The organism is Pseudomonas sp. MWU318 (assembly GCF_016756945.1).
Taxonomy (GTDB): domain Bacteria; phylum Pseudomonadota; class Gammaproteobacteria; order Pseudomonadales; family Pseudomonadaceae; genus Aquipseudomonas; species Aquipseudomonas putida_A.
In genome coordinates, this window is the sequence record NZ_JAESJL010000002.1 from 173,961 (window position 1) to 189,138 (window position 15,178).

12 protein-coding genes are annotated in these 15,178 nt (G+C 59.8%); 1 reads left to right on the forward strand and 11 read right to left on the reverse strand.

Going from position 1 to position 15,178, the window contains the following annotated elements; all coding sequences use genetic code 11:
- Window positions 1-91: 91 nt before the first annotated feature.
- From JN524_RS04775 to mtnA, 11 genes are all read right to left on the reverse strand, one after another.
- Complete coding sequence (locus tag JN524_RS04775; protein ID WP_202368683.1) at window positions 92-331, reverse strand: LapA family protein; 240 nt, start codon at window positions 329-331, stop codon at window positions 92-94.
- 27 nt (window positions 332-358) lie between these two features.
- Entirely contained in the window at window positions 359-655 is a 297-nt protein-coding gene (gene ihfB / locus JN524_RS04780; RefSeq protein WP_003189779.1) for an integration host factor subunit beta, read from the reverse strand.
- 152 nt (window positions 656-807) lie between these two features.
- Window positions 808-1,086, reverse strand: a complete 279-nt coding sequence (locus JN524_RS04785; protein WP_027612423.1) for a hypothetical protein — start codon at window positions 1,084-1,086, stop codon at window positions 808-810.
- Window positions 1,087-1,302: 216 nt separating this feature from the next.
- Window positions 1,303-2,988 (reverse strand): 30S ribosomal protein S1, encoded by a 1,686-nt coding sequence (gene rpsA / locus JN524_RS04790; protein ID WP_027612422.1) that lies wholly within the window; start codon window positions 2,986-2,988, stop codon window positions 1,303-1,305.
- Between the two features lie 119 nt (window positions 2,989-3,107).
- Window positions 3,108-3,797, reverse strand: a complete 690-nt coding sequence (gene cmk, locus JN524_RS04795) for a (d)CMP kinase (RefSeq protein ID WP_015093983.1) — start codon at window positions 3,795-3,797, stop codon at window positions 3,108-3,110.
- Window positions 3,794-6,001 carry a bifunctional prephenate dehydrogenase/3-phosphoshikimate 1-carboxyvinyltransferase gene (locus tag JN524_RS04800; RefSeq protein ID WP_237402960.1) on the reverse strand — a complete coding sequence of 736 codons (2,208 nt, stop codon included), beginning with the start codon at window positions 5,999-6,001 and terminating at the stop codon, window positions 3,794-3,796. Before JN524_RS04800 ends, cmk begins: the two co-directional genes overlap by 4 nt.
- Before the next feature lie 28 nt (window positions 6,002-6,029).
- Complete coding sequence (hisC, locus tag JN524_RS04805; RefSeq protein WP_003226905.1) at window positions 6,030-7,142, reverse strand: histidinol-phosphate transaminase; 1,113 nt, start codon at window positions 7,140-7,142, stop codon at window positions 6,030-6,032.
- Window positions 7,143-7,155: 13 nt separating this feature from the next.
- Window positions 7,156-8,250 (reverse strand): prephenate dehydratase, encoded by a 1,095-nt coding sequence (pheA, locus tag JN524_RS04810; RefSeq protein ID WP_003226907.1) that lies wholly within the window; start codon window positions 8,248-8,250, stop codon window positions 7,156-7,158.
- On the reverse strand, window positions 8,250-9,335 hold the full coding sequence (gene serC, locus JN524_RS04815; RefSeq protein WP_123587474.1) for a 3-phosphoserine/phosphohydroxythreonine transaminase: 1,086 nt from the start codon (window positions 9,333-9,335) through the stop codon (window positions 8,250-8,252). Before serC ends, pheA begins: the two co-directional genes overlap by 1 nt.
- Before the next feature lie 219 nt (window positions 9,336-9,554).
- On the reverse strand, window positions 9,555-12,209 hold the full coding sequence (gene gyrA / locus JN524_RS04820; protein WP_098964976.1) for a DNA gyrase subunit A: 2,655 nt from the start codon (window positions 12,207-12,209) through the stop codon (window positions 9,555-9,557).
- Between the two features lie 425 nt (window positions 12,210-12,634).
- Entirely contained in the window at window positions 12,635-13,711 is a 1,077-nt protein-coding gene (mtnA, locus tag JN524_RS04825; RefSeq protein WP_096794920.1) for an S-methyl-5-thioribose-1-phosphate isomerase, read from the reverse strand.
- Window positions 13,712-13,819: 108 nt separating this feature from the next.
- On the opposite strand from mtnA, the gene JN524_RS04830 reads away from it, so the two are divergent.
- The gene (locus tag JN524_RS04830; RefSeq protein ID WP_202368685.1) at window positions 13,820-15,154 is read left to right on the forward strand and encodes a TRZ/ATZ family hydrolase; all 1,335 of its coding nucleotides are present in this window, start codon (window positions 13,820-13,822) and stop codon (window positions 15,152-15,154) included.
- Window positions 15,155-15,178: the final 24 nt, after the last annotated feature.

Consider the following 15,178-nt stretch of genomic DNA (forward strand, 5'->3'; position numbering starts at 1 on the left):
AGGGTTGCATTTTACAGCTTAATGAACGTTTTACTAATGGATATGGACAGGCGACGAACCAAATTTGAATGATGGCCCGTAGTCGTCGATCTCAGACCAGACGCTTGCGCGCCGCTCTGGACGAACGTCCCAGAAACCACCCCAGAATCGGACCAATGAGCATGCCAACGAGCAGTGCGATGACCACCACCAATGACACTGGAAGCTGCGGCCCGGTCAATCCCAGAAACATCAACGAAATTGACTGCTGATTCTCAAGCACAAACGCCAGAACCACCAATACAAGCAGAATACTGAAAACGCCAAGAAGTATGCGTTTGAGATTACGCATGAGTAACTCCTTGAGAGATAGCAACTGTCAAACCCCCTCCTCCTCTTCCTCATTCACCCGGTCACGCAATTCCTTACCCGGTTTGAAATGCGGAACAAACTTGCCGTCCAGACTGACCGACTGACCGGTCTTCGGATTGCGACCGACCCGCGGCGCACGATAATGCAGGGAGAAGCTGCCAAACCCACGGATCTCGATGCGATCACCGGTGGCCAGACACTGGGACATTTGTTCAAGCATGGTCTTGATGGCCAGCTCCACATCCTTGGATGAGAGTAGCCCTTGATGGGTGACAATTCGTTCGATCAACTCCGACTTCGTCATATTTTTCCCTTCTTTTTCAAGCAGCTAGATCAGCGCTTGAAAGGTTTTAGCACGCCCGGAAGATTTTGAACAGCCCAGGGATTGACATATCTTCCTTAGCGCTGAAACGCCTGTTTTCAGTGCACAAAAGCACAAGCCGAAGCAGCACACACTCAACGGCACATGACCAGCATGGTTCGAGTGACGTAGCCTGCGGGATTGAAGCCAAACGGATATTCATCTTCATCCTTGGCCTGATCAGATCGGGTGATTACCCTGTAACCCGCGCCCTTGCACTCCTTCGCTGCGCGCTTTTGGCATTTCTCCCACCCCGAACCCAGACCAGAGCAGTCGATCTCGATACCGCTGACGCCACGCACAGCATGCGTTTTGGCACTTGTGGTGCAGCCAGCCAATACCAACACCGCGATCAAGACAATAAATCTGTTCATCCACTTCCTTATGCCAGGCAACGCCCGACTACTACACGACTAATACCCAGCTTAGTCGCGAATAGGCGATTGATCCGATTAAAGAAACAGACAACCCGTTGAAGTGATTGGTTTCACCATAGCCTCGATACACGCAAACCGCGGCGCGCACCGCCACCAAATCGCAGGCACAAAAAAGGGCGACCGAAGTCGCCCTTTTTCATGATCAAGCAGAACTTAGTTCTGTTTGGCCATTGCTTGACGCAGCAGTGCCGCCATAGTGGTGTCAGCTGCTTCACCTTCCGGAGCTGCTTTCAGGCTCTGGATGGCTTCTTTCTCTTCAGCATCGTCTTTCGACTTGATCGAGAGCTGGATTACGCGGCTCTTGCGATCAACGCTGATGATCTTGGCTTCAACTTCCTGGCCTTCTTTCAGAACGTTGCGCGCGTCTTCAACGCGGTCACGGCTGATTTCAGAGGCTTTCAGGGTTGCTTCGATGTCGTCGGCCAGAACGATGATGGCGCCTTTGGCGTCAACTTCTTTCACGGTACCGGTCACGATAGCGCCCTTGTCGTTAACCGAGACGTACTCGGAGAACGGATCGCTTTCCAGTTGCTTGATGCCCAGGGAGATGCGCTCGCGCTCTGGGTCAACCGACAGGATGACGGTGTCCAGCTCGTCGCCCTTCTTGAAACGACGTACGGCTTCTTCGCCCACTTCGTTCCAGGAGATGTCGGACAGGTGAACCAGACCGTCGATGCCGCCGTCCAGACCAATGAAGATACCGAAATCGGTGATCGACTTGATGGTACCGGAGATCTTGTCGCCCTTGTTGAACTGGCCAGAGAAGTCTTCCCATGGGTTCGACTTGCACTGCTTGATGCCCAGGGAGATACGACGACGCTCTTCGTCGATGTCCAGAACCATGACTTCCACTTCGTCGCCGACTTGTACGACTTTCGAAGGGTGGATGTTCTTGTTGGTCCAGTCCATTTCCGAAACGTGTACCAGACCTTCAACGCCTTCTTCCAGCTCAGCGAAGCAGCCGTAGTCGGTCAGGTTGGTTACACGAGCGGTAACGCGAGTGCCTTCTGGGTAACGGGCTTTGATAGCAACCCATGGATCTTCGCCCAGTTGCTTCAGGCCCAGGGAAACACGGTTGCGTTCGCGATCGTATTTCAGAACCTTGACGTCGATTTCGTCACCAACGTTGACGATTTCGGAAGGATGCTTGATACGCTTCCACGCCATGTCGGTGATGTGCAGCAGGCCGTCCACGCCACCCAGATCGACGAATGCGCCGTAATCGGTGAGGTTTTTGACGATACCTTTGACTTGCTGGCCTTCCTGCAGGGATTCCAGCAGAGCTTCACGCTCGGCGGAGTTCTCGGCTTCCAGGACGCTGCGACGGGAAACGACAACGTTGTTGCGCTTCTGGTCCAGCTTGATGACCTTGAATTCCAGCTCTTTGCCTTCCAGGTGCGTGGTGTCGCGCACTGGACGGACGTCAACCAGGGAACCTGGCAGGAACGCACGGATGCCGTTAACGTCGACAGTGAAGCCGCCTTTAACCTTACCGTTGATAACGCCCTTGACCACTTCCTCAGCTGCGAAGGCTGCTTCCAGAACGATCCAGCATTCAGCGCGCTTGGCTTTTTCACGGGACAGCTTGGTTTCACCGAAACCGTCTTCAACCGAATCCAGAGCAACGTGAACTTCGTCACCGACATTGATAGTCAGGTCACCAGCATCGTTGTAGAACTGTTCCAGCGGGATGAGTGCTTCAGACTTCAGACCAGCGTGAACGGTTACCCAGCGAGCCTGGTAATCGATATCAACGATAACACCGGTGATGATGGAGCCTGCCTGAAGGTTCAGGGTCTTTAGGCTTTCTTCAAAGAGTTCCGCAAAGCTTTCGCTCATTTTAATTCCTGTAGATGAGGGCGAAGAATACGCCCATCTCCACACCCCAGACGGTGTGGGTTAGTTTCATTTAAAAGAAGCGCTGCAGGACTATGACTGGTCCCCTGCGGCCTTCTTGGTCACCCGGCGATATCGCGAATGGCGATCTCGCTCATGATGCGTTCAAGCACCTGATCGATGGACAACTCCGTGGAATCCAGCTGTATCGCATCAGCCGCCGGTTTGAGCGGGGCTACTGCGCGCTGGGTATCACGCTCGTCGCGTGCACGGATCTCATCTAGCAGACTCGACAGACTAACACCCTCGACTTTGCCCTTCAACTGCAAATATCGGCGGCGCGCCCGTTCCTCGGCACTGGCAGTGAGGAAAATCTTCAGCGGCGCATCCGGAAAAACCACCGTCCCCATGTCGCGACCGTCGGCCACCAGGCCCGGCGCTTCCTGGAAAGCACGCTGGCGCTGCAGCAGCGCCTCGCGTACCGCCGGCAATGCGGCCACCTGAGAAGCGCCGGAGCCGACGCTTTCAGTACGGATGACGTCGCTGACTTCATCGCCTTCCAGAATGATGCGCTGCAGCTGACCGTCGGTCGCCGCGATGAACTGCACATCCAGATGAGCGGCCAGTTTCTTCAGCAGCTCTTCATTGGTCAGGTCGACACCATGGTTGTGCGCAGCGAACGCCAGCAGGCGATACAGCGCACCGGAATCCAGCAGATTCCAGCCCAGTCGCTTGGCCAGGATCCCGGCGACCGTGCCCTTGCCCGAACCGCTTGGCCCATCGATGGTGATGACCGGTGCAATGTTTTTCACGACTGAGCCTCTTGAGCCACGCGAATGCCGACCTGCGCGCACAGCGCGAGGAAGTTCGGGAACGACGTCGCGACGTTGGCGCAATCATGGATACGGATCGGTGCAGTGGCGCGCAGCGAAGCGACGCTGAAAGCCATGGCGATACGGTGATCACCGTGACCATGCACTTCGCCGCCACCGATCTGGCCGCCATCAATGATGATGCCGTCCGGAGTCGGCTGGCACTTGACGCCCAGCGCCAGCAAGCCGTCCGCCATGACTTGAATGCGATCCGATTCCTTGACCCGCAGCTCTTCGGCACCGGTCAGCACGGTACGACCTTCGGCACACGCCGCCGCCACGAACAGCACCGGGAATTCGTCGATGGCCAGTGGCACCAGCGCTTCCGGAATCTCGATACCCTTGAGTTTAGCAGCGCGCACGCGCAGGTCAGCCACTGGCTCGCCGCCAACTTCACGCTGGTTTTCCAGAGTGATGTCCGCGCCCATCAGACGCAGGATGTCGATGACGCCGGTACGGGTCGGGTTGATGCCAACGTGCTCCAGCACCAGCTCGGAACCTTCGGCGATCGAGGCCGCCACCAGGAAGAACGCCGACGACGAGATGTCGCCCGGCACTTCGATATGGGTCGCAGTCAGCTTGCCGCCGGACTCGATCGACGCGGTGGCGCCATCGACGCTTACCGGGTAGCCAAAACCGCGCAGCATGCGCTCGGTATGGTCACGGGTTGGCGCCGGCTCGGTCACGGTGGTCTTGCCTTCGGCGTACAGACCCGCCAGCAGCAGGCAGGACTTCACCTGCGCACTGGCCATCGGCATGGTGTAGGTCAGACCCTTGAGTTTGTGCCCGCCACGAATGGTCATCGGCGGACGACCTTCGGCAGCGGTTTCGATCACGGCGCCCATTTCACGCAGCGGATTGGCCACACGATTCATCGGACGCTTGGACAGCGACGCATCGCCGGTCAGGGTGCTGTCGAAGCTCTGCGCGGCCAGCAGGCCGGACAACAGACGCATCGAGGTGCCGGAGTTACCCAGATAGATCGGACCCGGCGCAGGCTTCAGACCGTGCAGGCCGACGCCGTGAATGGTCACACGACCGTGGTGCGGGCCTTCGATGACCACGCCCATGTCGCGAAATGCCTGCAAGGTCGCCAGGGCATCTTCGCCCTCGAGGAAACCTTCAACCTCGGTCACGCCTTCGGCCAGCGAGCCGAGCATGATCGAACGGTGGGAAATCGATTTGTCACCTGGTACGCGAATCCGACCGGACAGGCGGCCACCAGGTTGAGCCAGGAAAATCAGATCGTTGGAATTCATAGCGTCCACATAGGCCCTGCGGGCCAGGATTTTACTGAAATGCTCGCGGGCAACCCGGGCGCGCGTGAAGACGCCCAACAATTGGTGCCCATCCCCTGCATCGACCGCGTCGCGCAAGGCGTCGAGGTCGCTGCGAAATGTATCGAGTGTGCGCAGGACAGCCTCGCGGTTGGCGAGGAAGATGTCGTGCCACATCACCGGGTCGCTTCCGGCGATTCTTGTGAAATCGCGGAAACCGCCCGCAGCGTAACGGAAGATCTCAAGGTTTTCATTGCGTTTGGCCAACGAGTCGACCAGACCAAAGGCCAGCAGGTGCGGCAGATGACTGGTCGCGGCCAACACTTCATCGTGGCGCTCGACCTGCATGTGTTCGACGTCGGCACCCAGTTCGCGCCACAAGCGATCAACCACCGCCAGTGCGGCCGGGTCGGTCCGCTCGAGCGGCGTCAGAATCACCTTGTGCCGACGGAACAGCTCAGAGTTGGAAGCTTCCACTCCGCTCTGCTCGGAGCCGGCAATCGGATGGCCCGGCACGAAGCGCGCTGGCATACCGCCAAACGCCTCGGTCGCCGCGCGCACCACATTACCCTTGGCGCTGCCGACATCGGTCAGAATCGCCCGGCCCAGATCAACACTCGCCAGACGCGCGAGCACCTTCTCCATAGCCAGAATCGGCACTGCCAGTTGAATCACGTCGGCACCCTGACACGCAGCGATCAGGTCTTCTTCACAACGGTCCACCACACCCAACTCGACCGCCAGCTTGCGCGATTGCGGGTCGAGATCGACCCCGACCACCTCACGGCAAATACCGCTTTCACGCAAACCTTTGGCAAACGAACCACCGATCAATCCCAGACCGACCACCACAAGGCGACCGATCATAGGTGCAGCAGATTGCAGAGCAGTGACATCACCCACGAGCCAGAACCTTACGCAGCGCTTCGAGGAAGCGGCTGTTTTCCGCCGGCAGACCGATGGTCACCCGCAGGTGGTTCGGCATGCCGTAGTTGGCCACCGGACGCACGATTACGCCTTCACGCAGCAGGCCCTGGAAAATCGGCGCTGCCACCTGACCGAGGTCGACGCAAATAAAGTTGCCTTTGGACTCGATCCAGCTCAGGCCCAACTCACGGAAACCATCCTGCAGCTGCTGCATGCCGGATTCGTTGAGCTGACGGCTTTGCGCTAGATACTCCTCGTCTTTCAGCGCCGCACAGGCCGCGGCCAGGGCCAGGCTGTTGACGTTGAATGGCTGGCGCACACGGTTCAGCACGTCCGCTACTACCGCAGTGGACAGGCCATAACCGACGCGCAGCGCCGCCAGACCGTAGGCCTTGGAGAACGTGCGCGATACCAGCAGATTCGGGTACGCCGCGAGGAAATCCAGACCGTCCGGCAGATCGCTGCCTTCGGCGTATTCGATGTACGCCTCGTCCAGCACCACCAGGACGTGCTCCGGCACGTCCTGCAGGAACTCGTCCAGCGCTTCGGCGCCGAACCAGGTACCGGTCGGGTTGTTCGGATTGGCGATGAATACCACGCGGGTATTGGCGTCGATGGCCGCGAGCATCGCAGGCAGGTCATGCCCCCAGTCCTTGGCCGGAACCACTTTGGCCTGCGCACCGACGGCTTGGGTCGCAATCGGGTAAACGGCGAACGCATGCTCGCTGAACACGGCGTTCAGGCCCGGCGCCAGATAGGCGCGCGCCACCAGCTCAAGAATGTCGTTGGAGCCGTTGCCCAGGGTCACCTGGTTCAGCTCGACGCGGCACTGCTCGGCCAGCAGCGATTTCAGCGCGAAGCCGTTGCCGTCCGGATAACGGGTCAGCTCGGCCAGTTCTTCGCGGATCGCCGCCAAGGCTTTCGGACTGGCGCCCAGCGGATTTTCGTTGCTTGCCAGTTTGACGATTTTCGCCGGATCCAGATCCAGCTCGCGCGCCAGCTCGTCCACAGGCTTGCCCGGAACGTACGGCGAAAGTTGTTGCACGCCCGGCTGTGCCAGAGCGAGGAAGTTGCCACTCATTTGCTACCGCCCCTTAGAGAACTGCTTTCGGGTAGGAACCCAGCACTTTGAGTGCTACTGCTTCCTGACTGATCTTTTCCAGCACACCTTTGATCAGCGGATCACGGTGATGGCCGACAAAGTCGATGAAGAACACGTAGGTCCATTTGCCGCTGCGCGACGGACGGGTTTCGATCCGGGTCAGGTCGATCCCGTTGTCATGGAACGGCACCAGCAGCTCGTGAAGCGCGCCGGGCTTGTTGCTCATCGAGACGATGATCGAAGTCTTGTCGTCGCCGGTCGGCGGCACTTCCTGGTTACCGATCATCAGGAAGCGCGTCGAGTTGTCCGGACGGTCTTCGATCTTCTCGGCCAGACGCGTCAGGCCGTACAAACCTGCGGCCATGTCACCGGCAATCGCCGCCGAATTCCACTCACCCTTGACCCGCTTCGCCGCTTCAGCGTTGCTCGACACCGCCACGCGCTCGACATTCGGGTAATGCGCGTCCAGCCACTTGCGGCACTGGGCCAGCGACTGGGCGTGGGAGTAGATGCGGCTGATGCTGTCGGTCTTGGTGTTTTCACCAACCAACAGGTGATGGTGAATGCGCAGCTCGACTTCGCCACAGATCACCATGTCGTGTTCGAGGAAACTGTCGAGGGTGTGGTTGACCGCGCCTTCGGTGGAGTTCTCCACCGGCACCACGCCGAAGTTCACCGCACCCGCAGCCACTTCACGGAACACTTCGTCGATCGCCGCCATCGGCTTGCTGATCACCGCGTGGCCGAAGTGCTTCATGGCCGCCGCCTGGGTGAAGGTGCCCTCAGGGCCGAGGTAAGCCACTTTTAGCGGCTGCTCGAGCGCCAGGCACGAGGACATGATTTCGCGGAACAACCGCGCCATTTCTTCGTTACCCAACGGCCCCTGATTGCGCTCCATCACCCGCTTGAGCACCTGAGCTTCACGCTCGGGACGATAGAACACCGGCACTTCGCCTTCGGCCAGCGAGGCCATCTTTACTCGCGCAACTTCCTGGGCGCAGCGGGCACGCTCGCTGATCAGCTCGAGGACTTTGCTGTCCAGAGCGTCGATGCGAACGCGCAGTGCCTTGAGTTCTTGCTCGGACATCAGCCGTGTTCCTTCTCGAATTCAGCCATGTACGCCACCAGCGCGTTGACGGCGTTGATGTCGACGGCGTTGTAGATGGAGGCGCGCATGCCGCCCACGGAGCGGTGGCCCTTGAGGTTGAGCAGACCGCGCTCGTCGGCACCGGCGAGGAACGGCTTGTCCAGGCGATCGTCAGCCAGACGGAATGGCACGTTCATCCACGAGCGGTCCGACTTGTTGATCGGGTTGCTGTAGAGACCGCTGGCATCGATGAAGTCATACAGCGTGCGCTGCTTGACGTCATTCAGTTTGGCGATCGCTTCAACGCCGCCCTGCTCTTTCAGCCACTGGAACACCAGACCGGACAAGTACCAGGCCAGGGTCGGCGGCGTGTTGTACATCGAACCGTTGTCGGCCGCGACCTTGTAGTCGAGCATGGTCGGGCACAGCGACCGCGCCTTGCCCAGCAGGTCTTCGCGGATGATGTTGACGACAATACCGCTCGGACCGATGTTCTTCTGTGCGCCGGCGTAGATCATGCCGAAACGCGAGATGTCGACCGGACGCGAAAGGATGTCCGAAGACATGTCGGCGACCAGCGGCACATCACCGGTTTCCGGGATCCACTGAAATTCCAGACCACCGATGGTTTCGTTCGGCGCGTAGTGAACGTAAGCGGCGTCTTTCGACAGGTTCCACTCGTTCTGCCCCGGAATGGCGAAATAGTCGTAAGGCTTGGCGGTGGCGGCAACGTTGACGTGGCCGTAGCGCGAGGCTTCTTCGATGGCTTTCTGCGACCAGATACCGGTGTCGATGTAGTCGGCAGAGCCGTTTTCCGGCAACAGGTTCAGCGGGATCTGCGCGAATTGCTGGCTGGCGCCACCTTGCAGAAACAGCACCTTATAGTTCGACGGGATATTCAGCAGGTCACGCAGGTCCTGCTCGGCCTGGGTGGCGATGGACACGAACTCATCGCTGCGATGGCTCATTTCCATGACCGACAGACCCTTGCCGTGCCAATCAAGGAGTTCACCCTGGGCACGTTGCAGAACAGCTTCAGGAAGCGCCGCAGGACCGGCACAGAAGTTATAGGCTCGCTTGCTCACATCCAATCTCGCTCTGACTTGGTGATACACAAAAAATCTGTAAATCGGTGATTCTGCACATCGAAATCTGTACACCGCCCCCCGAAGGCTGCGATCTTTTGATCCTGCCTTGCCCAATCAAGATCAAAAGATCGCAGCCTTCGGCAGCTCCTGCAGGGGAAATTCATTCCGGACAAATAACAAGGGGGCGAATTTTCATCCGCCCCCTCGCTTGTCCGCTTATTCCTGCGGCTCTTCGTCAGCTGCGGCGTCGAGTTGCTGGTCCTCGGCAACGTCGTCGATCACGACATCCCCCTCGAACCCGGCACCCTCTTCACCTTCAAGCTCTTCGCCTTCGACTTCCGATGGCTCCTGAACCCGCTCCAGACCGACCAGGGTTTCGTCCTTGGCCAGTTTGATCAAGGTCACGCCCTGGGTGTTACGGCCCAGGCTCGACACTTCGTCGACACGGGTACGTACCAAGGTGCCCTGATCGGAGATCAGCATGATTTCTTCGCCGTCGAGCACCTGAACCGCACCGACCAGACGGCCGTTACGCTCGTTGCTGACCATGGCGATCACGCCCTGGCCGCCACGCTTGTACTCAGGGAACTCGGTGATCGCGGTACGCTTGCCATAACCACGCTCGGAAGCGGTGAGGATCTGGCTGCCTTCTTCCGGGATCAGCATCGAAATCAGCTTCTGCCCTTCCGGCAGACGCATGCCGCGCACACCACGTGCGGTACGGCCCATGGCACGCACGTCAGACTCTTTGAAGCGCGTCACTTTGCCGCCGTCGGAGAACAGCATCACTTCGCGCTCGCCATCGGTGATGGCCGCAGAGATCAGCACGTCGCCTTCGTCCAGCTCCAGCGCGATCAGACCGACGCTGCGCTGACGGCTGAAGGATTCCAGCGGGGTCTTCTTCACGGTGCCGTTGGCGGTCGCCATGAAGATGTAGTGACCTTCGGTGTATTCCTCGACCGGCAGCATGGTGGTGATGTATTCACCGTCATCCAGCGGCAGCAGGTTGACCAGCGGGCGACCACGGGCGGCACGGGACGCTTCCGGAATTTCGTAAGTCTTCAGCCAGTACACCTTGCCTTTGCTGGAGAACAGCAGCAGCGTGGTGTGACTGTTGGCCACCAGCAGGTGAGCAATGTAGTCCTCATCCTTGACGCCGGTCGCCGATTTGCCTTTGCCGCCACGGCGCTGAGCCTGGTAAGCAGCCAGTGGCTGAGTCTTGGCGTAGCCACCGTGGGAGATGGTCACGACGCGCTCTTCTTCCGGGATCATGTCACCCAGGGTCAGATCGAGACGCGCATCGAGAATCTCGGTGCGACGCACGTCGCCGTATTCGGCGCGGATCACTTCCAGCTCTTCGCGGATCACTTCCATCAGGCGCACGGCGCTGTTGAGGATGCGGATCAGCTCGCCGATCTGGTTGAGAATTTCTTGATACTCGGCCAGCAGCTTCTCGTGCTCCAGACCGGTCAGACGGTGCAGACGCAGTTCGAGAATGGCTTGCGCCTGCTCTGGCGACAGGAAGTACTTGCCTTCACGCAGACCGTATTGCGGATCGAGGTTCTCCGGACGGCACGAATCGGCGCCTGCACGTTCAACCATCGCGACTACGGCGCTGGATTCCCAAGGGGTGCTGACCAGCGCTTCTTTCGCTTCCGACGGAGTCGGCGACGCCTTGATCAAGGCGATCACCGGGTCGATGTTCGACAGGGCAACGGCCTGACCTTCGAGGATGTGACCACGCTCGCGAGCCTTGCGCAGTTCGAATACGGTACGACGGGTGACGACTTCACGACGGTGACGGACGAAAGCTTCCAGCAGATCCTTGAGATTCAGAATCCGCGGACGGCCATCGATCAGCGCCACAATGTTGATGCCGAATACCGATTGCAGCTGAGTCTGGGCGTAGAGGTTATTGAGGATCACCTCAGGCACTTCGCCGCGACGCAGTTCGATCACGACGCGCATACCGTCCTTGTCGGACTCGTCGCGCAGCTCGGTGATGCCTTCAAGCTTCTTCTCTTTAACCAGCTCGGCGATCTTCTCGATCAGACGCGCCTTGTTCAGCTGGTACGGGAGTTCGGTGATGACGATCTGCTGACGACCACCGACCTTGTCGATGTCTTCGATGATCGAACGGGCACGCATGTAAATGCGGCCGCGACCGGTGCGGTAGGCTTCGATGATGCCGGCACGACCGTTGATGATCGCGGCCGTCGGGAAGTCCGGACCGGGGATGTATTGCATCAGCTCATCGACGGTCAGCTCGGGATTGTCGATGAGGGCCAGGCAACCGTCGATGACTTCACCGAGGTTGTGCGGCGGAATGTTGGTCGCCATGCCCACGGCGATACCGCTGGAACCGTTGACCAGCAGGTTCGGGATGCGCGTCGGCATCACCGCCGGGATCATCTCGGTGCCGTCGTAGTTCGGCACCCAGTCCACGGTTTCCTTATGCAGGTCGGCCAGCAGCTCGTGCGCCAGCTTGGTCATGCGCACTTCGGTGTATCGCATGGCCGCGGCGTTGTCGCCGTCCACCGAACCGAAGTTGCCCTGACCGTCAACCAGCAGGTAGCGCAGGGAGAAAGGCTGAGCCATGCGGACGATGGTGTCGTACACCGCGGTATCACCGTGCGGGTGATACTTACCGATCACGTCACCGACAACACGGGCAGATTTCTTGTACGGCTTGTTGAAGTCGTTGCCCAGCTCGCTCATCGCGAACAGTACGCGACGGTGCACGGGCTTGAGGCCATCGCGCGCATCCGGCAGTGCACGGCCGACGATTACGCTCATCGCGTAGTCGAGGTAGGACTGTTTCAGCTCGTCTTCGATATTGACCGGGAGGATTTCTTTGGCCAGTTCGCCCATGAGAAGCCTGATTCCTTTTTCTGGTGAAACTTCGTCATGTCCATATGGGATGAACGAAGCTCGTCGGGGCAGGCTGAGTGCCATGCGCCGACTTACGACAAATCAACAAATCGAACCGTGGATTTGCGCAGTAAAGACAGCTCCGTGAAGCTGCCTCGGAAAACGCCGGATGTTATCACAAGAGCCGCCACGCACCTATCCCCCAGATGCGCATGGAGCATAGTTAGTTGACCGGTGACAGGCGTAAAGGGGACGAGAGAGGCTCAGAGCCTCTTTGAATACAGTTTTGAGGCCAGGTTTTGCGATGTTTATTGACTTTTAGGGCCCCATCGCTGGCAAGCCAGCTCCCACAGGGTCAGCGGCGAGCACAGAACCTGTGGGAGCTGGCTTGCCAGCGAAGGCGTCCTTGCAGACGCCAAAGCCAATCAATGCAGGCGCTTGCGGCACATCAACTGAGCCATTTTCGCCGTATCCGGCCGCTCGACGATGCCTTTTTCAGTGACGATCGCATCGATCAGATCCGCCGGCGTCACGTCGAACACCGGGTTGAACGCCTCGACGTCTGCCCCCACGCGCTTGCCACCGACTTCCAGCAGCTCGGCGCCGTCACGCTCCTCGATCGGGATGTCGTCGCCACTGGCCAGGTGCATGTCGATGGTCGAGCTCGGCGCCACCACCATGAAACGCACGCCATGATGCATGGCATTGACCGCCAGTTGATAGGTGCCGATCTTGTTCGCCACGTCGCCATTGGCAGTGATGCGGTCAGCGCCGACGATCACCCAGGTCACGCCTTTGGTCTTCATGATGTGTGCAGCGGCCGAATCGGCATTGAGCGTCACCGGAATGCCTTCGTTCGCCAGCTCCCACGCGGTCAGGCGCGAACCCTGCAGCCATGGCCGGGTTTCATCGGCATACACCCGCTCGACCATGCCTTCCAGGTACGCCGCACGAATCACCCCCAGCGCGGTACCGAAACCGCCGGTGGCCAGAGCGCCAGTGTTGCAGTGGGTGAGGATCGCCTGGGCATTGCCCTGATGTTTGCGGATCAGATCGACGCCGAGCTGGGCCATGGTCAGGTTGGCTTCGCGATCGCTTTCATGAATGGCAATGGCTTCGGCTTCCAGCGCCACCAGCGGATCGGCATTGTCCTTCAGACGATCGAGCCGATCGTGCATGCGATTCAACGCCCAGAACAGGTTGACCGCCGTCGGGCGGGAATCCGCCAGCAGGGCGAAATCCTCTTCCAGCGCCGCGTACCAGTCGCCGCCTTCAGCCACGCGGGCGCGGGCCGCCAGCACAATGCCATAGGCCGCGCTGATGCCGATGGCCGGTGCGCCACGCACCACCATCGAACGAATCGCCTCAGCCACACCGGCAGCGCTGGTGTAGGCAATCCACGTTTCCTCGAACGGCAAAATACGCTGATCCAGCAGGTGGAGCGCGCCATCTCGCCAATCGATGGCCTTTACTTTCTCCGCAGCCAACAGTCGATCGCGCATCCCTCACCCCGCACTCATGAACAAAAGCCGCCGATTATAGCGATCCCCCCGCGAAGACGCTCGGGTATACTTCGCCATCCTTTACAAAAGCACTGGAACCGACCCTCGATGCCGAAACCTGCCATTGCGCTCGACTTATTATTGCTGCCGACCTGGCTGGTACCCGTCGAACCCGCAGGCGTTGTGCTCAAGGAGCATGGCCTGGGCATTCGCGACGGTCGCATCGTGTTTATCGGCCCGCGCGCCGAAGCATTGAAGTGTAACGCCACTGAAGTGCGTGAATTGCCGGACATGTTGCTCAGCCCGGGCCTGATCAACGCTCACGGGCATGCGGCGATGACCCTGTTCCGTGGCCTGGCCGATGATCTGCCGCTGATGACCTGGCTGGAAAACCACATCTGGCCGGCCGAAGCCAAATGGGTCGATGAAGATTTCGTCCGTGATGGCACTGACTTGGCGATTGCCGAGCAGATCAAGGGCGGCATCAGCTGTTTCTCGGACATGTACTTCTTCCCGAAAGTCGCCAGCGAGCGCGTGCACAACAGCGGCATTCGCGCACAGATCGCGATTCCGATTCTCGATTTCCCGATCCCCGGCGCCAGCAGCGCCGATGAGGCGATTCGTCAGGGTGTCGAGCTGTTCGGCGATCTGAAGCATCACGAACGGATCAAGATCACCTTCGGCCCGCATGCACCCTACACCGTGGGCGACGAGAACCTGGAAAAAATCCGCGTGATCGCCGAAGAGCTGGACGCGTCGATCCACATGCACGTCCACGAGACCGCCTTCGAAGTCCAGCAATCGCTGGAGCATCGCGGCGAGCGGCCACTGGCCCGCCTCGGTCGTCTCGGCCTGCTGGGCCCGCGCTTCCAGGCGGTGCACATGACCCAGATCAGCGATGACGATCTGGCATTGCTGGTAGAAAGCAACACCAGCGTGATCCACTGCCCGGAATCGAATCTGAAGCTGTCCAGCGGGTTCTGCCCGGTGGAGCGCCTGTGGCAGGCTGGCGTGAACGTCGCCGTCGGCACCGATGGCGCGGCGAGCAACAACGACCTCGACCTGCTCGGCGAAACCCGCACTGCCGCGCTGCTGGCCAAAGCCGTCGCCGGCTCGGCCACCGCGCTGGACGCCCATCGTGCGCTGCGCATGGCCACGCTCAACGGCGCACGGGCCTTGGGCATCGAGGCGCAGGTCGGTTCGCTGGAGATCGGCAAGGCTGCGGACATTGTCGCTTTCGACCTGTCCGGCCTGGCTCAGCAACCGGTCTATGACCCGGTGTCGCAGCTTATTTATGCCACCGGCCGCGACTGCGTGAAACACCTGTGGGTCGCCGGCAAACAGTTACTCGACGACCGGCGCCTGACCCGTCTGGACGAACAACAGCTGGGCGCCACCGCCCGGGCCTGGGGCCGGCGCATCAGCGGCCACACCGAATCGTAAACACCGCGGAGCAGACTCCGCGGC

Bases quoted from the DNA above. Each gene is read 5' to 3' on its own strand.
- JN524_RS04775 (WP_202368683.1), bottom strand. From the start codon at position 331: ATGCGTAATCTCAAACGCATACTTCTTGGCGTTTTCAGTATTCTGCTT.
- ihfB (WP_003189779.1), bottom strand. From the start codon at position 655: ATGACGAAGTCGGAGTTGATCGAACGAATTGTCACCCATCAAGGGCTA.
- JN524_RS04785 (WP_027612423.1), bottom strand. From the start codon at position 1,086: ATGAACAGATTTATTGTCTTGATCGCGGTGTTGGTATTGGCTGGCTGC.
- rpsA (WP_027612422.1), bottom strand. From the start codon at position 2,988: ATGAGCGAAAGCTTTGCGGAACTCTTTGAAGAAAGCCTAAAGACCCTG.
- JN524_RS04800 (WP_237402960.1), bottom strand. From the start codon at position 6,001: ATGATCGGTCGCCTTGTGGTGGTCGGTCTGGGATTGATCGGTGGTTCG.
- hisC (WP_003226905.1), bottom strand. From the start codon at position 7,142: ATGAGTGGCAACTTCCTCGCTCTGGCACAGCCGGGCGTGCAACAACTT.
- pheA (WP_003226907.1), bottom strand. From the start codon at position 8,250: ATGTCCGAGCAAGAACTCAAGGCACTGCGCGTTCGCATCGACGCTCTG.
- gyrA (WP_098964976.1), bottom strand. From the start codon at position 12,209: ATGGGCGAACTGGCCAAAGAAATCCTCCCGGTCAATATCGAAGACGAG.
- mtnA (WP_096794920.1), bottom strand. From the start codon at position 13,711: ATGCGCGATCGACTGTTGGCTGCGGAGAAAGTAAAGGCCATCGATTGG.
- JN524_RS04830 (WP_202368685.1), top strand. From the start codon at position 13,820: ATGCCGAAACCTGCCATTGCGCTCGACTTATTATTGCTGCCGACCTGG.